Source organism: Ruegeria sp. YKSE079, assembly GCF_059612845.1.
The window spans coordinates 171987-191090 of sequence record NZ_JBXWRJ010000007.1; the positions used below are offsets into that span (position 1 = coordinate 171987).

Annotated in this window: 26 protein-coding genes; 6 read left to right on the forward strand and 20 right to left on the reverse strand. The window is 59.1% G+C overall.

Translation table 11 applies throughout. The annotated features are described in order from the left end of the window. Window positions 1-198 precede the first annotated feature (198 nt). A complete protein-coding gene (locus AC2FMY_RS08620; protein ID WP_496807236.1) occupies window positions 199-1464 on the forward strand; it encodes a DEAD/DEAH box helicase in 1266 nt (421 codons plus the stop codon). 207 nt (window positions 1465-1671) lie between these two features. Here AC2FMY_RS08620 and AC2FMY_RS08625 read toward each other — a convergent pair whose 3' ends face one another. The 4 genes from AC2FMY_RS08625 to AC2FMY_RS08640 form a co-directional block, all read right to left on the reverse strand. Then, window positions 1672-2685 carry a homoserine O-acetyltransferase family protein gene (locus tag AC2FMY_RS08625; protein ID WP_496807237.1) on the reverse strand — a complete coding sequence of 338 codons (1014 nt, stop codon included), beginning with the start codon at window positions 2683-2685 and terminating at the stop codon, window positions 1672-1674. Between the two features lie 204 nt (window positions 2686-2889). After that, a complete protein-coding gene (locus AC2FMY_RS08630; RefSeq protein ID WP_480750404.1) occupies window positions 2890-3105 on the reverse strand; it encodes a DUF1127 domain-containing protein in 216 nt (71 codons plus the stop codon). A 242-nt stretch (window positions 3106-3347) separates the two neighbouring features. After that, entirely contained in the window at window positions 3348-4307 is a 960-nt protein-coding gene (locus tag AC2FMY_RS08635; RefSeq protein ID WP_496807238.1) for an adenylate/guanylate cyclase domain-containing protein, read from the reverse strand. Between the two features lie 325 nt (window positions 4308-4632). Then, the gene (locus tag AC2FMY_RS08640) at window positions 4633-5787 is read right to left on the reverse strand and encodes an MFS transporter (protein WP_496807239.1); all 1155 of its coding nucleotides are present in this window, start codon (window positions 5785-5787) and stop codon (window positions 4633-4635) included. A gap of 249 nt (window positions 5788-6036) precedes the next feature. Here AC2FMY_RS08640 and AC2FMY_RS08645 point away from each other — a divergent pair, with 249 nt between their 5' ends. Genes AC2FMY_RS08645 through AC2FMY_RS08655 form a run of 3 tightly spaced genes read left to right on the forward strand, consistent with a single transcriptional unit; the run spans window position 6037 to window position 9027 of the window. Further along, complete coding sequence (locus AC2FMY_RS08645) at window positions 6037-7629, forward strand: sensor histidine kinase (RefSeq protein ID WP_496748105.1); 1593 nt, start codon at window positions 6037-6039, stop codon at window positions 7627-7629. 1 nt (window position 7630) lies between these two features. Further along, window positions 7631-8005: a response regulator gene (locus AC2FMY_RS08650; RefSeq protein WP_480750407.1), complete on the forward strand. Its 375-nt coding sequence runs from the start codon at window positions 7631-7633 to the stop codon at window positions 8003-8005. Then, entirely contained in the window at window positions 8002-9027 is a 1026-nt protein-coding gene (locus tag AC2FMY_RS08655; protein ID WP_496748103.1) for an adenylate/guanylate cyclase domain-containing protein, read from the forward strand. Before AC2FMY_RS08650 ends, AC2FMY_RS08655 begins: the two co-directional genes overlap by 4 nt. An 87-nt stretch (window positions 9028-9114) precedes the next feature. Here AC2FMY_RS08655 and rpmD read toward each other — a convergent pair whose 3' ends face one another. The 12 genes from rpmD to AC2FMY_RS08715 all read right to left on the reverse strand — a co-directional run bounded on the left by rpmD (window position 9115) and on the right by AC2FMY_RS08715 (window position 14107). Then, entirely contained in the window at window positions 9115-9303 is a 189-nt protein-coding gene (gene rpmD, locus AC2FMY_RS08660; RefSeq protein WP_113791481.1) for a 50S ribosomal protein L30, read from the reverse strand. A gap of 12 nt (window positions 9304-9315) precedes the next feature. Then, the gene (rpsE, locus tag AC2FMY_RS08665; protein ID WP_480750409.1) at window positions 9316-9897 is read right to left on the reverse strand and encodes a 30S ribosomal protein S5; all 582 of its coding nucleotides are present in this window, start codon (window positions 9895-9897) and stop codon (window positions 9316-9318) included. Window positions 9898-10083: 186 nt separating this feature from the next. Continuing rightward, window positions 10084-10443 carry a 50S ribosomal protein L18 gene (rplR, locus tag AC2FMY_RS08670; protein WP_480750410.1) on the reverse strand — a complete coding sequence of 120 codons (360 nt, stop codon included), beginning with the start codon at window positions 10441-10443 and terminating at the stop codon, window positions 10084-10086. A gap of 11 nt (window positions 10444-10454) precedes the next feature. Then, window positions 10455-10988 (reverse strand): 50S ribosomal protein L6, encoded by a 534-nt coding sequence (rplF, locus tag AC2FMY_RS08675; RefSeq protein WP_480750411.1) that lies wholly within the window; start codon window positions 10986-10988, stop codon window positions 10455-10457. A gap of 11 nt (window positions 10989-10999) precedes the next feature. Next, a complete protein-coding gene (rpsH, locus tag AC2FMY_RS08680) occupies window positions 11000-11392 on the reverse strand; it encodes a 30S ribosomal protein S8 (protein ID WP_480750412.1) in 393 nt (130 codons plus the stop codon). A 13-nt stretch (window positions 11393-11405) separates the two neighbouring features. Beyond that, window positions 11406-11711 (reverse strand): 30S ribosomal protein S14, encoded by a 306-nt coding sequence (gene rpsN / locus AC2FMY_RS08685; protein ID WP_496748099.1) that lies wholly within the window; start codon window positions 11709-11711, stop codon window positions 11406-11408. Window positions 11712-11730: 19 nt separating this feature from the next. After that, window positions 11731-12291, reverse strand: a complete 561-nt coding sequence (gene rplE / locus AC2FMY_RS08690; protein WP_496748097.1) for a 50S ribosomal protein L5 — start codon at window positions 12289-12291, stop codon at window positions 11731-11733. Next, a complete protein-coding gene (rplX, locus tag AC2FMY_RS08695) occupies window positions 12284-12595 on the reverse strand; it encodes a 50S ribosomal protein L24 (protein ID WP_480750415.1) in 312 nt (103 codons plus the stop codon). Before rplX ends, rplE begins: the two co-directional genes overlap by 8 nt. Before the next feature lie 2 nt (window positions 12596-12597). Next, complete coding sequence (rplN, locus tag AC2FMY_RS08700) at window positions 12598-12966, reverse strand: 50S ribosomal protein L14 (protein ID WP_005621870.1); 369 nt, start codon at window positions 12964-12966, stop codon at window positions 12598-12600. 76 nt (window positions 12967-13042) lie between these two features. Continuing rightward, entirely contained in the window at window positions 13043-13273 is a 231-nt protein-coding gene (rpsQ, locus tag AC2FMY_RS08705) for a 30S ribosomal protein S17 (RefSeq protein WP_171179753.1), read from the reverse strand. Window positions 13274-13277: 4 nt separating this feature from the next. Continuing rightward, on the reverse strand, window positions 13278-13484 hold the full coding sequence (gene rpmC / locus AC2FMY_RS08710; RefSeq protein ID WP_480750416.1) for a 50S ribosomal protein L29: 207 nt from the start codon (window positions 13482-13484) through the stop codon (window positions 13278-13280). Between the two features lie 200 nt (window positions 13485-13684). Beyond that, window positions 13685-14107, reverse strand: a complete 423-nt coding sequence (locus AC2FMY_RS08715) for an ester cyclase (RefSeq protein WP_496807240.1) — start codon at window positions 14105-14107, stop codon at window positions 13685-13687. A 182-nt stretch (window positions 14108-14289) separates the two neighbouring features. On the opposite strand from AC2FMY_RS08715, the gene AC2FMY_RS08720 reads away from it, so the two are divergent. After that, window positions 14290-15393 (forward strand): alpha/beta hydrolase, encoded by a 1104-nt coding sequence (locus tag AC2FMY_RS08720; protein WP_496807241.1) that lies wholly within the window; start codon window positions 14290-14292, stop codon window positions 15391-15393. A 42-nt stretch (window positions 15394-15435) separates the two neighbouring features. On the opposite strand, the gene AC2FMY_RS08725 is transcribed toward AC2FMY_RS08720, so the two are convergent. Together AC2FMY_RS08725 and AC2FMY_RS08730 are read right to left on the reverse strand one after the other, a co-directional pair. Beyond that, complete coding sequence (locus AC2FMY_RS08725) at window positions 15436-15939, reverse strand: hypothetical protein (protein WP_496807242.1); 504 nt, start codon at window positions 15937-15939, stop codon at window positions 15436-15438. A 137-nt stretch (window positions 15940-16076) separates the two neighbouring features. Next, window positions 16077-16697, reverse strand: coding sequence for a 2OG-Fe(II) oxygenase family protein (locus AC2FMY_RS08730; protein ID WP_496807243.1), 621 nt, complete (start codon window positions 16695-16697; stop codon window positions 16077-16079). A 125-nt stretch (window positions 16698-16822) separates the two neighbouring features. On the opposite strand from AC2FMY_RS08730, the gene AC2FMY_RS08735 reads away from it, so the two are divergent. Beyond that, window positions 16823-18049, forward strand: coding sequence for an adenylate/guanylate cyclase domain-containing protein (locus tag AC2FMY_RS08735; protein WP_496807244.1), 1227 nt, complete (start codon window positions 16823-16825; stop codon window positions 18047-18049). A gap of 64 nt (window positions 18050-18113) precedes the next feature. On the opposite strand, the gene AC2FMY_RS08740 is transcribed toward AC2FMY_RS08735, so the two are convergent. Next, entirely contained in the window at window positions 18114-18446 is a 333-nt protein-coding gene (locus AC2FMY_RS08740) for a DUF6614 family protein (protein ID WP_496748091.1), read from the reverse strand. A 67-nt stretch (window positions 18447-18513) separates the two neighbouring features. Further along, entirely contained in the window at window positions 18514-18990 is a 477-nt protein-coding gene (locus tag AC2FMY_RS08745) for a YHS domain-containing (seleno)protein (RefSeq protein WP_496748089.1), read from the reverse strand. Window positions 18991-19104 lie beyond the last annotated feature (114 nt).

Below are 19104 nucleotides of genomic sequence, written 5' to 3' on the forward strand. Positions count from 1 at the left end.
GCCCCCGGTGCCTTGTCTGCGGCGTGAGCAGACCGCGCGACCGAAGTGTTTGAAACGCATCCGCGCAGCACCTCATCTTTACACACTGACACCCAGATCACGCGGGGTTCGGCGCAATGACGCGGCCTTGGGCAATCCGGCCCGGCGGCAGAGCATCGCGCAACCACGTAACACAACGCGGCCCCGCGGGGTCGCGACATGTCATTTTGCGCGGCCGGAATAGGCCGCCCCGCCGAAAAGGAACGGCTTTTGGACTTTACCATGCTGGGGCTGACGCCCCGCTTTATCACCAATCTTGAAACCCTGGGCATATCGGAGCCGACGCCGATCCAGAAACAGGCGATCCCGCATGCCATGAACGGGCGCGACGTCATGGGGCTGGCGCAGACCGGCACCGGCAAGACGCTGGCCTTTGGCCTGCCAATCCTGATGTCGCTGATCCGGCAGGAGGGCCGCCCGGCCCCGAAGACCGCGCGCGCGCTGGTTCTGGCGCCGACGAGGGAACTGGCAAAACAGATCTCGGACAACCTGCGCGCCTATGCCGAGCGCACCTCCATCCGCGTCGACCTGGTGGTCGGCGGTGTGTCGATGGGGCCGCAGATCAACCGGCTGGGCCGGGGCAGCGATATTCTGGTCGCCACGCCGGGCCGCCTGATCGACCTGATCGAGCGCCGCGCCGTGCGGCTGGACCAGACCGGGTTCCTGGTGTTGGACGAGGCCGACCAGATGCTGGACCTGGGCTTTATCCACGCGCTGCGCAAGATCGCGACGCTGTTGCCCACTGAACGCCAGACCATGTTGTTCTCGGCCACGATGCCGAAGCAGATGGCCGAAATCGCGGCCACCTATCTGAGCAATCCTGTACGGGTCGAAACCGCGCCTCCGGGCCGTCCGGCGGACAAGATCACCCAAGGCGTGCATTTCGTGGCGCAGGCGGAAAAGACCGGCCTGCTGATCGAAATGCTGGACGCGCACCGTGACGAGCTGGCGCTGGTTTTTGCCCGCACCAAGCATGGCGCGGAAAAGCTGATGAAAACGCTGGACAAGGCCGGGTTTGCCGCCGGTGCCGTGCATGGCAACAAGTCGCAGGGTCAGCGCGACCGAGCGCTGAAACAGTTCCGCAGCGGCGAGTTGCGGGTGCTGGTGGCGACCGATGTGGCGGCACGCGGCATCGACATCCCGGATGTGCGCCACATATACAATTATGACCTGCCGAACGTGCCGGACAACTATGTCCACCGGATCGGCCGTACCGCGCGGGCCGGGCGCGATGGCCGGGCGGTCGCCTTTTGCGCCCCTGCCGAGATGGGTGAACTGCGGGCCATTCAAAAGACCATGTCGCGTGACATTCCGGTGATCGGCGGCACGCCATGGGCCTTTGAAGCCCCCAAGAAAGAGGCGCGCAAGCCACAGAACCGGCGCCGCCGCCCCAACCGCGGACGCCCCCACGCCAAGGCCGCCTGACCGGAAAAACCCCCGGTTTGGCCCGGCTGTGACCTTGGCCGTAGCAAGCGGCGGGATGTCCCGCCCAGCTTGGGCACGTTGTTTCACATGAACGCAATTCAGCTCCCGAAGAATTCTTCGGGAGCTTCTGTTTTGAAGCCAATTGTTGGGCTTCGGTGATGCGGACGAAGCGGACCTCCGCCAATCACAGCCACTTAAACACTGAGATTACAAACCGGCGAGAAAGGCCTTCGCCTGAGGCACCCATTTTTCCGGTTCGACGGACGTGGAGTAATGCCCCATGTGGCTGCTCACCTCATGAAAAATCACCTGCGCTCCTGCAGCCCGCATTTCCCTGGCAACGCCTTCTCCCATCGAAGCCGGGTAGAATTCATCGGTATCACAAAGGACATAGAAGAATTTTGCGCGTATTTGATCCAGCCTGTCCGAGACATCAAATTCCCCAATCGCTGAATTGAGAACAACAAGGCTCATCGGATCGAACTCTTCGGCCCACTCCCTAGAGGTATCGTTCAACAGCTTTTCAATATCACCCCTTGGCATCTGCCCTTTGAATTTTTCCATGAATTGGTAGGAAAGCAATGTTCTGGTCCGGATGCGTGTCATCACATCTGTCAGGCCACCCGCCTGCGTGTAATGGCCTCCGTTCCAGTTGGGGTCAGCCTGAAGTTCCGCCACAAGTTCAGGCAAGGCTGCGCTTGTTCCGAACTGATTTACGGGGCCGCAATCACAAGCAATGATTCCACGCATCGCTTCGGGGTATGTCACGGCCCATTGGAACGACAGCAGACCGCCGACCGATCCGCCTGCTACTGCATAAAGCTGTTCAATGCCCAGTGCGTCGATCAGTGTTTTCTGTGCTCGGACCATATCCTCAACCGAAATCTTGGGAAAATCGGCGCCCCAAACGCGGTCGCTTTCTGGGTTTATGGATGCGGGCCCGGTTGTTCCGTATGACGAGCCGAGCATGTTGGACGATATTACACAGTATTTATCTGTGTCGAGCAGCTTACCCGGGCCGATGATGCTATCCCACCAGCCCTCGCGCAAATCAGGCGTCGTTCGACCGGCAGCATGATGGGTGCTGGTGGTCCCGTGGTGGACAAGAACCGCATTGGACTTATCGCCATCGAGCTTGCCGTAGCATTCGTAGGCGATATCCAGTTGCGGTAGTACAATGCCAGACTGCAATCGAAACTCTGCTGTTTGATGTTGCGGCATAGCCGTACCCCGTTTTGACTTCGGGAATTCTACCACGGAACGGGACAATGGTCCAAAACCTGGAGCTTCGCCATGTCCCCACTGGGTTCAAAGTTGACGCTTGCAACGCGGTCATTGCCCGGATTGCGTTCCATCTCTGAAAGTCTGCAGCAAACAAAAAAAGCGCCCCGGATCGGGGCGCTTTTTGTTCGGGTGGTATTGGGGTTACACGCAGTAGACGTGTTTTTGCGCGATGTCCGCGATATCGCAGCGGCGAATGCCGATGTCGTTGAGTTCGCGGTCGGTCAGGCTTTGCAGTTCGGAATAGGTACGGTTGTACTCGGAGGCGCGGGCGCGGGCCAGTTTGACGCCTTCGACAAAGGCGCGGATGCGCCCGCCGAGCGTGAGACCGGTATGCGAGATGTTCAGTGTATGTGCCATGTGTTGTGTTCCTTTTTTCAGCCCGGGGCGTATTCCCCGGCAAGTTTGATTTCCCGTTTTGGACCACAGACAGATAGGCACGACTGATTGCGCCAACAATTGGCGTTTTGGTCTGGCCGGTCTGCGTTTTTTGCATGGCAGGGCAAACTAGAGGTTGGACACCGGAATGCGACGATACCCGGATTGCAACGGGTCTGACGACAGAGGACGGCGAAGCTTTGGGCGGTTACCGGTTACCCTCGTCACTCCAGCCGGTGGATGACATGTTCGCCCTCGAACCCTTCCAGCTGCACCGCTGCAGCCGCCGAAAAGTGAAAATCGTTCCCTTTTCCCACCATATCGCGAGTGGTATCGGAAACCTGTATTTCGCCGGGCGCGGCAAGGGCTGCGATGCGGGCGGCCTTGTTGACAACGGTTCCAAAGAAATCATCGTCGGTCTGGACCACGCTGCCGGTATGAATACCGATCCGCAGGGTGATGGCTGGCCCGTCGGATTGCCCAGACGCTTGCAGGATCGACCGGGCAGCGTGCAGGGCTTGAGCAGGCTCTGGAAAGCTGGACATGGTGCCGTCGCCCAGCGATTTCACGAACTGGCCGTTCGCGTTTTCGATGATGGTGCGGAGCGAGGCAAAGTGCCGGGCCACCTCGGAGGACCACAAACGGTCGCCCATCACCGACGCGAGGCGCGACGAATTGACGATATCGGTGAACATGATCGAGGCAAAGCCGTCTCTTTGATGCAGCGAAAAATCCTTGCGCGCTGCTGCGACAAGATCGGCGATGGCGGTCTGTTCGGTTCCCACGAAGTCGATATTCGGGATCGGAACCGAGCCGTGGCGCAGAACGATCTTCCAGACGCCGTCTTCGAGCGCGAAGATCAGGGTGGTCCGTATGTGAAATGTCCGATCGGGTTGATTGGCAAAAATGAGTTCATGTGTGAAATTCGACCAGCCGGTTTCACCATTTTCAAAGGCTTCGGCAAATGTCTCTTCATGTTTGAGGAACGGTGGGATGGCCCCGAAGAAATCCGCGATCCCCTGGCGCACGGCCTCGCCCGCCCACAATTCGTCGTCACCCGTGCCGATAAAACGCAGGTGGCTGCGGTCGGACAACATGTTGCTAAGCTCGGTTTTCCGCCCGTACCGGATTGCGTCGATCCAGCGGCGTGACACGGCCAAGAGCTCGGAAGACGGCCGGGTCATCCTTGCCGCTCCTGCCGGTATCCCGGATATGCGCATCCCTGTCGTTCCACCCGGCACCCCCGCAACGTTGCACCACTTTACCCTTGCTGACCCTAAGCTTGGCATGGATCGGGGGATTCGCGATAGGCGCGATGAGAATCCCCGTCTTGCTTTGCGCGAGGTCGGTAATACCCTTGAAAACATACACGGGCTTTGTTGTTTGCACAGACTGTTGATGGCGAGCGGACCGTTCAATCTATTTCTGCCTGTTCGCTGCGCTTACGCAATAAGCCGGGCTTTTATGCGGCCCGTCATTGGTGGATCCGCTCTGATTGCCGCCCTGCGTTCAAGTGGTGGTGGCGGTAAATTTTCGAAATGCCATCAAGGAGATAATGCAGACCCCCATCATTCCAGACGCCAAGAGAAATGCGACACCGACATTCTCTATCCGGTCCGCGATTGCCCCTGCAATCGGAGGCGCGATCATCATGACCGCGTAATACATTGAATAATAGACACCGGTCCCAAAAGACCGGGCAGGTGGCGGAAGTATCTGCGAAGTCATGCTGACAATCGGCCCCGGAGAAAGCCCGATCAAGAATCCGGCCAATCCATAGACGATCCAGGCTGTCGATGCCGTTAGAAACAGCATCGCCGGAAAGAGGACTATTGCCGCAACAAGGGTGAAGAAAATAACTGTATCCCGGCGGCCCAACCTGTCGGCAATCCGTCCCCCCAGCGGAGCGGCAATGACAATCGCAAACATGAACAGGCCGGCGGCCGTGCTTGCCTGTACAACGGAAAGTCCGCTTTTGGCCAGAATGATCGGACCGAAACCGAAGACCATCGCGAGCGCGGCGTTGTAAAAACCCCAGATCATGGCCGCAAGAGTCAGAGGCAGCCAAGGCAATTCAACGACTGCGACCTTCCCATGTCCAACCGCGCCTTCGGGGGTGCTGTAAATTGCCCAGAATGATGCAAGTGCAAGGGCCGTCACCATCGACACCCCAGCCCACGCCCCGCTAAGTCCGCTCAGATCTGCGAGCCAGGGCAGGGTGACGAGCGCCAGGCCTATGCCCAAGGGCCAGGAGCTGAGGAATACAGCCATTGCTGTCGCCAGGTGGCGTCCTGCAAACCAGTCAATCACCATCTTTGTCATCAAGACGTTGACGACCACGCCACCGACGCCCGAAATAACGCGCCCTGCGACAAGGGCAGACAACGAATTGGCCTGAAAAATCAATACACTCCCCAAGAGCATCAAAATGAGGCTCACGACGACAACGCGCTTGTCGCCGAATGAAGACGCAACGGTTCCTCCCAGAATTGCGACAATGACGCCCGGACCGAGATACAGCCCAATCAACAATCCGATGTCCACAATGGACAACAACAAGCTGTCGATCATCAGCGGAGAAAGTGCGGCAACCGATTGGAACTGAAAGGCCATGGTTGTTCGTGCGAAGAACAGCACAAACAGAATGATCCAGCGATTTTGCATAGGATGCTCCGAAGCAGGCACACTTGCGCCCGCAAAGATGCATCGCCGGCATTTTGTGATAACCGTAGCACACCGCATTCGGCAAAGATTTCCAGAAATCCGGGTGAGTTCAGATTTTCGTGGGATCGATCTGGGTGCCTTCCGCGATGTGAGAGCGCTCGTCACCGTCGCGACCATACCCATGGAAATGTTGTTGGATGGGTAATCAGCCCCTAAGCTTGCCCGTACTGCTGACGAACGGGTGAATATATGGCTGTCTATGTCGAAACCGCGAGCGGACGCGCGAACCTCTTGTCGTGGCTGCCAAATCTTGCGGGCCGGATCAACGCGGGACTGCGCGCCAAGCTGACCTGCGCCTTTTTTGTGCCGCTGCTGATGATGGCGCTGATCTGTTATGTCGGCATTGCCGCACTCAAACAATCGCATGACCGGTTGGAGATCGCATCGCAATTGCAAGAGAAGCTGGTTCTGTTCGAAGCGATAGAACAGCTGTCGGAGGAAGTGCGGTTCAACGCGGCGGATTTTCTTTTTTCGCGGGCCATCGGGGCTTCGTCCAACCAGACGTCACCACTTGGAAATTTTTCGAACAACGGCCTGTATAACGCTGCCGAGTTTTCAAGACAGATCACCCGCAACACAAGTCTGAGCGAACAGGAGCGCGACATACTGATGGGCGCGGTGGACGACCTGCGCGCGGTCCTGCGTGCAGGCATTGAAATCTATGCAAGGCGCAACAACGGCGATGCCGACGCGGCGCACGCAATTTACCGAACCGCGCTAAAGGAAGCGGCTTTTGCGATCAAGAGTGCGAGCTATAACTGGCAGCAGGTCTGGCGAAGGGAACTGGCCGGGGTGCTGGCCGAAAACCAGATCGCTTTTGAGCAGTCCAGATCGCTCATCCTGGCCGCCTCGGCCATCGCGGCGCTGATTGCCGGTGTACTGGGCCTGACCATTTCCACATCCATCATCCGGCCGGTGCACGCGCTGCAGGGCGCGTTCGACCGGTTGTCCGCCGGAGATTTCGCGACCCGCCTGAAGGTCGAGAACCGCGACGAACTGGGGGAATTGTGCGCGGATATGAACGAAACGATCCAACGGCTGGGGGATGCCTATGCCGAGCTTGAGACGGCCAACCAGCACAAGTCGGATTTTCTGGCCAACATGTCTCATGAATTGCGCACGCCGATGAACGCGATCATCGGGTTCACCCGTATCGTCATGCGGAAAAGCCGCGACGTGCTGCCCGAAAAGCAGTTGGGAAACCTGGAAAAGGTCGCCTCCAGCGCCGAGATACTGCTGTCGCTGATCAACGGCATTCTGGATCTGTCCAAGATCGAGGCGGGGCGGCTGGACGTTCATGCCGAAACCTTTGACGCGGCGCCGGTTCTGAAATCCTGTGCCCGGATGATCGATCCGATGCTTGAAGGAAAACCTGTCGAGGTCGGCACCGATATCCCCGACAGCCTGCCGGTGGCGTCTTCGGATCAGGGAATGCTGCGCCAGATCACGCTGAACCTGTTGTCGAACGCGGCCAAGTTCACCGAAGCCGGGCAGATCAGCATCGCGGCAGAGGTGAAAAACGGGCAGATACGTGTTAGTGTGAGGGATACCGGCATCGGGATGCGACCGGATGATCTGAACATGGTTTTTGACGAATTCACCCAGGCGGAACAGCACACGGCGCGGCGTTACGGCGGCACCGGGCTGGGGCTGGCGATCTCGCGGAAGATGGCGCGCCTGCTGGGCGGCGATCTGGTTGCGGAAAGCACGTTCGGAGAGGGGTCGACGTTTGTGCTGACCGTTCCGGAAATCTATGCCGCCGCAGAACGCGAGGCGGTATGACATGGCGCAGATCCTGATCGTGGATGATATCAGCCTGAACGTCGACCTGCTGCAGCAGTTGCTGGAAGACGACCATGACCTGTTGATCGCGCGCAACGGGCCGGATGCGATTTCACAGGCCCGGAGCCATAAACCTGACCTGATACTGATGGATATCGCGCTGCCCGGTATGACCGGCACCGAGGCAATGCAGCAGATCAAGGGCAACGGGGAATTGTCGCGTATCCCGATCATCGCGGTCACATCGCATGCGATGCGGGGGGACCGGGCCAATGCGTTGGCGGCGGGGTTTGACGATTATCTGAGCAAACCGCTGGATGACGAAGAGCTGTTGAGCGTGATCGAGAAACACCTTTGCGCCCGGTCAGCATCTTGACCGCGCGTATTCTGGTCGTCGACGACGAACCCATGAATGTCGATCTGCTGTGTCAGGAACTGGACGATCTGGGCTACGTCTATGAAGAGGCGTATAGCGGCGCCGAGGCGCTGGCGATGCTTGCGCAGGGCAGCTTTGATACCGTCCTGCTGGACATGATGATGCCCGGTGTTTCGGGACTGGAAGTTCTGGAAGAGTTGCAAAGCCAAGGGCGTCTGGCCGAAATACCGGTCATTGTCATTTCGGCGCTCGACGATATGGACCATGTCACCCGCAGTCTGGAACTGGGGGCCGAGGATTACCTGTTCAAGCCGGTGAACGAAAAGCTTCTCAAGGCGCGGCTGGCGGGTGCGCTGGAAAAGAAGCGGTTGCGGGACATGCTGGCGGAGCAGCTTGAAATCACGCGGCGCGTGTTTGGCAAATACGTTCCTGAACGGGTCGCAGAGGATATCGTCGCACAGGGCGGACAGCTGGCGCCGGTACAATGCGAGGCGACGGTCATGTTCTGCGACCTTGCCGGGTTCACGCAGCTGGCCGAAACGCTGGCGCCACCAGATGTTCTGGCGGTGTTGTCCGCGTTCTTTTCCGCCGTTCTGCCTGCGGTCGACAGCCGTCAGGGAACAGTGAACGAGTTTTTCGGGGATGGTATGCTGGTGACGTTCAATGTGCCGTTGCTGGCCGGGGATCATGCCCGGCGTGGCGTGGAATGTGCGCTGGAGATACTGGACATCCTCGGTGGCGAGGACATTCAGGGGCACAGGCTGTCAGCGCGGATCGGTGTCGCGACGGGAAATGTCGTGGCGGGGAATATCGATACGATGAACCGGCTGAATTACACGGTTTTGGGTGACACGGTGAACCTGGCGGCGCGGCTGCAGCAAATGAACAAGCAGATGAACAGCCGGTTGCTGATCTCAGAGGCCACGATGGCCGGGTGCGGATCGGATCACGGGCTTGAGCCGGTGACGCTGGAAGTCCGGGGCAAGACCAACCCGGTCAGAGCATACAAGCTTGGGGCATAGTGGGCAGCGCCGAACGGATGTGCGCCTTTACACAAGAAAACGCCCCCGGTTTACCGAGGGCGTTTTCTGTTCGGATCGATGAGAGGCTTAGTCGCGCTCTTCGATGATCTCGACCAGATGCGGGATCTTGTTGACCATGCCACGGACCGAGGGGGTGTCCTCAAGCTCGCGGGTCTTGTGCATCTTGTTCAGGCCCAGGCCGATCAGGGTTGCGCGCTGTTCGGCGGGGCGGCGGATCGGCGAGCCGATCTGCTTGACGACGATGGTTTTAGCCATGTTGACGTCTCCTTACGCTTCTTCGGCGACTTGCGCCGATGCTGCAGGTGCTTCGTCCCGCTTGGGCAGGATGTCGGCAACCTTTTTGCCACGACGTGCGGCGACCGAACGCGGGCTCTGCTCTTTCTGCAGGCCGTTGATGGTGGCGCGGATCATGTTGTAGGGGTTGGTGCTGCCCAGCGACTTGGAGACAACGTCCTTGACGCCCAGCATTTCGAACACGGCACGCATCGGACCACCGGCGATGATACCGGTACCTTCAGGCGCAGCGCGCATGACGACTTTACCGGCGCCGTGACGGCCCTCGATGTCGTGGTGCAGGGTGCGACCTTCGCGCAGCTGCACGCGGATCATCTGACGCTTGGCTTGCTCAGTTGCCTTGCGGATCGCCTCGGGCACTTCTTTCGCCTTGCCCTTGCCAAAGCCGACGCGGCCTTTCTGATCGCCGACAACCACCAGAGCGGCGAAGCCGAAGCGCTTACCACCTTTTACGGTTTTCGACACGCGGTTGATCGCAACGAGACGATCGGCGAATTCCGGAGCTGCTTCCTCGCGGTCGCGACGGTTGCCCCGGCGGTTTTCACGTTCTGCCATTTTCGGCATCCCTTTCTCTAGAGGCGCTTGCGGCGCCAATTACTCAATCGAAGTGAACCCGCGAATGACATTCCGGGGCTCCCCGATCATCGAGGCGGGCGGACCCGCCTTCAAAGTGCCGGTGCCGGGCTGAAGCCCGGCCTACGGCGTCGTATCAGGTAGGCCGGGCTTCAGCCCGGCACACCATCAGACCTTCAGACCACCTTCACGCGCGGCGTCGGCCAGAGCCTTCACCTTGCCGTGGAACAGGAAGCCGCCACGATCGAAATAGGCCTCTTCGACGCCTGCCTTCTTGGCACGCTCGGCGATGGCCGCGCCCACCTTGGTGGCCGCTTCGATGTTGTTCTTGCCGACAACGCCGAGATCTTTCTCGAGCGAAGAGGCAGAGGCCAGGGTCACGCCGCGAACGTCGTCGATCAGCTGAACGCTGATGTTCTTGTTCGAGCGGTGCACGCTGAGGCGCGGACGCCCGGCGTTGACCTTGCGAAGTTTGTTCCGAACGCGCAAGCGGCGTTTCAGAAACAGGGTACGTTTGCTGTTTGCCATGGTATGCGTCCTTACTTCTTCTTGCCTTCCTTGCGGAAGATGAACTCGCCCTTGTAGCGGATGCCCTTGCCCTTGTACGGCTCGGGACGGCGCCAGTCGCGGATCTTGGCCGCCACTTCGCCCACCTGCTGCTGGTCGATACCTTCCACAACGATCTCGGTCTGCTTCGGCGCGGTGATTGTGACACCTTCCGGCGCGGTGAAATCGACGTCGTGGCTGTAACCCAGGTTCAGTTTCAGGGTGTTGCCCTGCATCTGAGCCCGGTAACCAACACCCTGGATCTCCAGCTCTTTCTTGAAGCCGGTGGTCACGCCGGTCACAAGATTGGCGACCATGGTGCGGCTCATGCCCCACTGCTGGCGCGCACGCTTGGAAGACCCGCGCGGGTCGATCTTGACCACGTTGTCTTCGACCGAGAGGGTCACGTCGTCGGTTGCGGTGAAGCTGCGGGTGCCTTTCGGACCCTTCACCTCGATGGTCTGGCCGGACACAGAGGCGGAAACGCCGCTGGGCAGCTCGACCGGTTTTTTACCAATACGAGACATTGCAGACCTCCTTAGAAGACGGTGCAGAGCACTTCGCCGCCAACATTGTTGGAGCGTGCGTTCTGGTCCGACATCACACCTTTCGGAGTGCTGACAATCGACACGCCCAGACCCTGACGGACCTGCGGGATGTCATTGACGCCCATGTACACGCGACGGCCGGGCTTTGAGACCCGCTTGAGTTCGCGAATGACAGGGGTGCCTTCGTAGTATTTCAGGCTGATTTCGATGGCCGGATGACCGTTTGCACCGGTCGTCTTTTCATAGCCACGAATGTAACCTTCGTCCGCCAGCACGTCCAGAACCCAGGCTCGCAGTTTCGACGCCGGAGTGATCACGGTGGACTTGCCGCGCATTTGCGCGTTGCGGATACGGGTGAGCATATCGCCGATAGGATCGTTCATATCACTCTCTCCCTTACCAGCTCGATTTCACCATGCCGGGGATCTGACCAGCAGAACCCAGCTCGCGCAGCATGATCCGGCTGACCTTGAGCTTACGGTAGTAAGCGTGCGGACGACCGGTCAGCTGACAACGGTTGTGCAGACGGGTTGCCGAGCTGTTGCGCGGCAGTTTCGCCAGTTTCAGACGCGCCTTGAAGCGCTCTTCCATCGGCTTGCTTTCGTCATTCGCGATTTCTTTCAGCTCGGCGCGCTTTGCGGCGTATTGTGCCACCAGGCGCTCGCGCTTCTTCTCGCGCTCGATCATTGCTTTTTTAGCCATGTCTTATTCCTCCCGGCGCTCAGGCGTTGAAGGGCATGTTGAAGAGCTTCAACAGTGCCTTGCCTTCAGCGTCGGTTTTCGCTGTGGTGGCAATTACGATGTCCATGCCCCAGACCTCGTCGACCTTGTCGAAGTCGATCTCGGGGAACACGATGTGCTCTTTCATGCCCATGGCAAAGTTGCCACGGCCATCGAACGAGGGTTTCACACCGCGGAAGTCACGCACGCGAGGCATCGCGATGGTGATCAGACGATCCAGGAATTCGTACATCCGGTCGCCGCGCAGGGTCACTTTCGCACCCAGCGGCATGTCTTCACGGACGCGGAAACCAGCGATCGACTTCTTCGCTTTGGTCGAAATGGCCTGCTGGCCAGCGATGGCGGTCAGATCCTCGACAGCCGATTTGGCTTTCTTGGAGTCTTTCACGGCCTCGGCGCCGCAGCCGATGTTCAGAACGATCTTCTCCAGCTTGGGGATCATCATCTCGTTCTTGTAGCCGAACTCTTCTTTCAGAGCCGCGCGGATGCGGTTCTTGTAATCGGCCTTGAGGCGCGGGGTGTAGGTTGCAGCATCAAGCATCGATCACGTCCCCCGTGGTCTTGGCGAAGCGCACCTTCTTGTCACCTTCCATACGGAAGCCGACGCGGGTTGCCTTGCCGTTCTTGTCCAGCAGAGCCAGATTCGACAGATCGATCGGCAGTGCCTTGGGCAGGCGGCCGCCTTGCTCGGTCTGCGACTGGCGGGTGTGGCGGATGGCGATGTTCACGCCGTCGACAACAGCTTTACCGGCTTGCGGGTCGACCGAGGTAATGGTGCCCTCTTTGCCCTTGTCCTTGCCGGCCAGCACGACGACCTTGTCGCCTTTGCGGAGTTTAGCAGCCATGATTACAGCACCTCCGGAGCCAGCGAGATGATCTTCATGAAGTTCTTTGCGCGCAGCTCGCGAACAACCGGGCCAAAGATACGGGTACCGACCGGCTCGTTGTTGTTGTTCAGGATAACGGCGGCGTTGCGATCGAAACGGATCGCGGTGCCGTCTTCGCGACGGACTTCTTTGGCGGTGCGCACGACGACGGCCTTGCGGACGTCACCTTTCTTCACGCGGCCGCGCGGGATGGCTTCCTTCACCGAGACGACAATGATGTCGCCGACGGAGGCGTATTTACGCTTGGAACCACCCAGGACCTTGATGCACTGAACTCGGCGAGCGCCGGAGTTGTCAGCGACATCCAGATTGGTCTGCATCTGGATCATGTGGTTTCTCCCGACCTGTGGGGGCTGGTCTTGTTAAATCCCCCAGGGTTTCGACAAAAGGAAAAGTTCCGGTGGCTTACGCCTCCAGAACCTCCCAGCGTTTCGTCTTCGATTTCGGCGCGCATTCGATGATGCGGACTGTGTCGCCGACCTTGAAGGCGTTCTTTTCGTCGTGAGCCCGGTATTTCTTGGACTTACGAACGGTTTTGTGCAGCAGCGGGTGCTTGAAGCGGCGCTCGACCAGAACGGTCACGGTCTGTTCGTTGGCGTCGCTGGTCACGGTGCCTTGCAGGATACGCTTGGGCATCTGATTACTCCTCGGATGCCGCGGCAGCGGCCTTTTCGTTCAGAATGGTCTTGACGCGGGCAGCGTTGCGGCGGGCCGCTTTGATGCCGGCAGTGCTTTCCAGCTGACCGGTTGCCTGTTGAAAGCGCAGGTTGAAGCTTTCTTTCTTCAGGTTGGCCAGTTCCTCGCGGAGCTGGTCCGGGGTCTTGTTACGTAGTTCCTGGGCGTTCATCGCCTTTTTCCTTTGCTCAAAACACCAGAAGGCCCCGTACACGGGTCACCTTGGACCTGGTGGATGAATGACAGACATACGAATCCCCCGACTCGGCCGGGGGACACGCAGGATGCCGCTCTATAGGGGGTTCGGGGGTGGGTGGCAAGGGAAAGTTTGGAAAGAAATTGCGCAGAAAATGCCTCTTTCACGGCCGTTCTTTACATCAGGCCCAAATGCTTCGCAATCGTGGCGCTGTCATAATAATCCCGACCTTCGACAACCTTCCCATCCTTGACCCGCATGACAGAGCAATAGCGCACTTCGTATCGCTTGCCCGTGGGCTGGAAATCGCCAAAGCTGGAATGCAGCACGCCGGTGTGGGTTCCGGTGTTGTGAAATTCGACAATTGCCCATTCGCCGCAGTCGCTGACGATGACATTGTCGACGATGCATTCGCCGTCCGGAAAGGCCTTGCGCCAGCGCAGGTAATCCTCTTTGTACGCCGCCTTGCCCGGTTGCGTTTCGCCGCGGGCGACATCCTCGAACCGGCAATCATCCGCGATCACCTCGGCACCGCGGTCGGGATCACGCATCCCCCAGCTTTCGTGGAATTGGCGGACGACGCGTTCAGCCTCTTTCATCTCTGTCACTCCTCTGATTGCCCGAGCATAGCAGAAGACCGAGGTGGACGCTTGTACATTGCCTGTTTCCGGTTGACCGGGTACCAACAGGAAAAATCGAATTCCAAACCGCATTGACAATTCTGCCGTAAAAGCCATCGGAATTGCGGGCGGGTGACGACGAATTTGAGAGAGGGCGTGCCGTGAGATATCTTAAACTGCTGGGTCTGATTGCCGTGTTTGCGGTTTTGGCCGCCTGCTCGCGCCCCCCGGAACTGATCGGTGTCGACAATCCCGAGAACCCGGTTGCATCTGTTGGCAGCGCCAGAAAGCATCAGGTTTTCATCGCCTCGACCCGTCAGGCGTCGGAGGTTGTCGGAGCGCTTTATTCGGACAAACGCGCGCCGGAACTGGGGCTGGCCTCGGTCGAGGTGTCAATCCCCCCGATCCATCAGACCGGCAATCTTGAACGCGCCAAGCGGTTGCCGCCCGACCCGCGAACGGAGTTCGCGATCATCGACCCCAAGATCTATGGCTCGGATGATGCGTTCATTCGCGCCGTGAACGCAGAGCTTGCGAAGCTGCCCGCAGGCAGGCGCGATGTCCTGTTCTTTGTCCATGGCTATAACAACACCACCAGCGATGCGGTTCTGCGCCTTGCCCAGTTTGTCGAGGATTCAGATTATGTCGGCGTTCCGGTTCTGTTTGACTGGGCCTCTGCCGCGAAAATCACCAAATATGTCTATGACCTGAACAGCGCGCTGATCGCACGCCCCAAGGTCGAAGAGATCGGCTCGATCCTGTCGCGGACCAATGCCGACGGATACGATATCTTTGCCCATTCCATGGGAGCCTTTCTGACCATGGAGGCCATCGTGGACGCGGCAAAGCGGGGCAGGCTGAACCATACCAAGCGGCTAAAGACCGTGACCCTGGCGTCGCCCGATATCGACATGGATCTGTTCCGGATTCAACTGCAGGAAATCGGCCATCTGGACGAGGACATTTTTGTGTTGCTGTCCAAGGATGACAGCGCGCTGAACTTCTCGCGCAGACTGGCGGGTGGGGTGCCGCGCGTCGGGGCCAGCAACAGCGAAGAGCTGGCCGAGCTTGGGGTCGTTGCAATCGACCTGACGGAGATCGACGACTCGACCTCGGGCAGCCATTCGAAATTCGCCGGATCGCCGGAGATCGTGCAACTGCTGGGCACCGGGCTGAACAACCACGGCCAGTTCGACCGCGCGACGCGGGTGTCCAATCTGGGAGAGATGCTGGCCGGTATACCGGTCACGATCGTGTTCGATTGACGGTGCATGCGCGACCCCGGACCGCGTGGCGGCAGGGGCGATTTATTTCACCAGACCCTGCGTTGTGGCAACACGCGTGAGGACATCCAGCATATCCACGGCCTGCTGCGGCGTCAGCCTGCCGTGACCGGTCAGGAACGTTGCGATGTCGCGCCCGGTATACCGCCCCGTCAGCGCGCCATTGTCGATGATCAGGTGACCGCGCACAAGTTCCACCGCCGTTGCGTGGCAAATCCGGCATTTTTCCATGAACGCACCGCCCGAATTGCGCACCTGCCGGAAATGCGCCAGCAAGGCCTCTGCCTCGTCCGGTGACAGACCGCCATGCCCGGACATCAGATAGGCCGCGACCGGACGTCCCGACCGGGCGCCGGTCAGCACGCCGCCGGACTCGCCAAGCTCATCCCACACGAAATCGCCAGCATGTGGGGCGTGGCATCTTGCGCAGCTTTCTTCGTAAATGCGGTGCGGGTCCAGCCCCTGCCCCATCGCGCCGGTCGCGCCTGCGACCAGTGCCGCCAGAACCAACGTGACAAAGCCCAGCATGGCGTGTGTCCGATCAAATCAGTTGTGCTGCACGCCCACCCGACTCATCTTGCCGGGCCGATGCATTGGCGCAAAGTCTAATGTGATCCGGCACGGACGTTCTTGATCCTGATCAATCGACGGGAGCTTGGAACTGCCTAGTCCCAGCGATAGTTGAAGCTGACGCTGATGCGCTCATCCTCGGCCATGTTCATCGGCACTTCGTGACGCAGCCAGCTTTCCCACAGCAGGACATCGCCCACCTGCGGTTTCATGTAGATGAAGGGCTGCAACTCGCGCCGCGCCTCCTTGCGGCGGACCGGGGCGGCCATCATGCGGCCTGAACGCGGGTCTTCGAGTTTCAGCGCGCTGGCGCCTTGCGGCATCGAGACATAGGTGGTGCCGGAGATCACCGAATGCGGGTGCAGGTGGCTGGCATGCATCCCGCCTTGCGGCAGGATGTTGATCCACAGGTCCTCGAGCTTGAGTTCGCGGTCATCCAGATCGAATTCCAGATCCGCTGCAAAGGCCGCGACGTGCTGATCCAGCACCCTGACCAGATCGGCGAAGATCGGGAAGCGCCAGGGCAGATCGGTCAGCGACGCATAGGAGGTATAGCCGGGATAGCCGTTTTGTTCGCACCAGTCATGGCCGGCGTCGTCGTCTTCGGCGATGACAAGGCAGGAGTTCTCCAGCTCCTCCGGGTCGATCCGGGGGGCGAATTCCGACAAGGCGGCGCGGTAGAGACGGGTGACGAAGAGCGATTCAATCTGGGCCATGGCGCCCTCTTATCCCAGCTCTGCCCGGTGATCGAGAGGCAAATGGGGCGCTTTCGCGGGCGCGTCAATGTTGACAGGCAAACGCCTTGCACCCGAAAATGGTGGCTGACGGGGGGGTGTCGGGAATGGAGTACCAGACACGACAAGCGGCCTTGCTTGGCTGGATAAACCGGGCGCCGCCCGGGTCATCCAGCGAGATGGTGCGCGCGTACGGGTTGGCCCGTGCCGGGTTTCCGATCGGGGTGTTTTCCCACGGGTCGTTCATCCTTCTGTTCTGGTTCGCCGATCAGCCGGTGATGGCGGTTTTCAACATTTTTTCCACCCTGCTCATCGGCATCGGATGTTGGGCCGCCCTGACCCTGCGGGACATCAAATGGCTCACCCTGCTGACGTTTCTGGTCGAGATCCCCACCCACGCGGCGCTCTGCACCTACTATATGGGGCTGGCGCCGTTCTTTGTGAGCTATCTGTTCATGCCCACGCTGTTGTTTCCCATGTTGCCCTACGGACGGCCGCGTGGCCGGCTGGTGGGCAGCGTGATCAGTGCGATGGCATTCGTCGCCATCGGGATATATGGAACCCTGTCCCAACCCGCGCGCCCGCTGGCGGACGGCTGGACCATGTTCTTTTTCATATTCAACACGGCACCGATCATTCCGATGCTCGGTGTGTTCGCGGCGATTTACGCAACCGCCGCCGCGCGCGCCGAAAAAGAGCTGGAACGGGAATACGAGCGGGCCGAGACCCTTTTGCTGAACATTCTGCCCGAGCCCATTGCCGCGCGCCTTAAGAACGATCCGCACCTGATCGCCGACGAACATCCAAGTGTATCGGTGCTGTTTGCCGATATCGTCAATTTCACCGAAACCTCGGACAAGCTGTCGCCGCCCGAAATCGTGCGCACCCTGAACGCCGCGTTTTCCCGATTTGATGCGCTGGTCGAAAAGCACGGTTGCGAGAAGATCAAGACAATCGGCGACGCCTATATGGTGGTCGCGGGTCTGCCGGAGCCGCGTGAAGATCACGCACAGGCCATGGTGGCGCTGGCGCTCGACATGATCGACGCGGCGCAGGAGATCAACGATTCAGGCGACTTCCCGTTCAACATGCGCATTGGCATCAGTTCAGGGCCGGTCGTGGCCGGTGTGATCGGTGAACGGAAGTTTGCCTATGATCTGTGGGGCGACACCGTGAACGTGGCCTCGCGCATGGAATCGCATGGCCAGCCCGGCATCATCCAGATCACCGAGGCGACCCGAGCCTGTCTGGGCGAGGCCGTGAAGGTTGATCCGTTGGGTGATGTGGAGATCAAGGGCAAAGGCCGGATGCAAACATTCGCGGTGTCACGGTAAGTCGGAGGCAGTTCATGAGTCTTGCCAAGTCCAACTGGCGATAGCGCTATTTGACGCTTCAAACTCAGTTCATGTCCTTCCAACAAATGAAGATCTGATCCCGCACTTTAGAATATACGGAGCGATGTTTTGTCTCGGACTTGCCTGTATGGGTCGCCAACAACTCCACTGCGGCATCAACCTGGGCTCGATCACGAAATGACATCGTAACGAAGAATTCGTGATCTCGCTCACTGTCACTGTCCATGATAGTGTCACTGTCTCGCTGGCCGATCGGTGATGTTTTCTCAACCAAGCCGATACTTTGCATATACGCTACAAAATCCATGTATTCGGATTTGAAGTCCGGCATGGTTACGCCGTTTTTCAGATTAAAGCATGTCAGCATGTGAAACATGATTGCCCCCTATGATTGCAATGTCATCATCATATCATAGGTAGCGAAAGCGATAGACAGCTGAGAGCTAGTGGTTCAGCAAGTCTGGCCAGAAACCATCCGCCTTATGAATATTTCCGTCGATATCGCTGGCCCAGATGCGCCGCACCCGTGGGCTGTAGTTGAGGTACAGCTTGTCGTTCCAGATCCGCCATGCAAACGGATCGACATCGGCCACGGCGTTCAGGCTGGCAGCATAGGCACAATATCCGCCGTATTGCGGCGCGTACTTGTCGGGATCGGTCAGAAATTCCCGCCGGTTACCTTCGTTCAGAAAAACCCATGTGGCATCTTTGTATTCGGTGGATATTTCGGGATCGCCCTTTTGCGGGTTGCCGCCATTCCAATAGGTCATGACGTCATAGCCGTTCATCGCCAGACCGTTGAAATGGCCCAGGTTGATTTCTGGCGACGCGGCCCAAAGCCTTGGTGCGGAGAACGCCCAAAGCAATGAAACCAACAACAAGATGACGGCGCTGCGAGATATTTGCTGGATGCGGTACATCATGGTTTTCCTCGCCGGTTGGTCCCGGACCTGACGATGATAACCATGACCGTCGCGATTTTTCCAGCAAGGTGCCGTCAGGAGATCGAGTTGCGCAGATACCTGGCGCCCAAA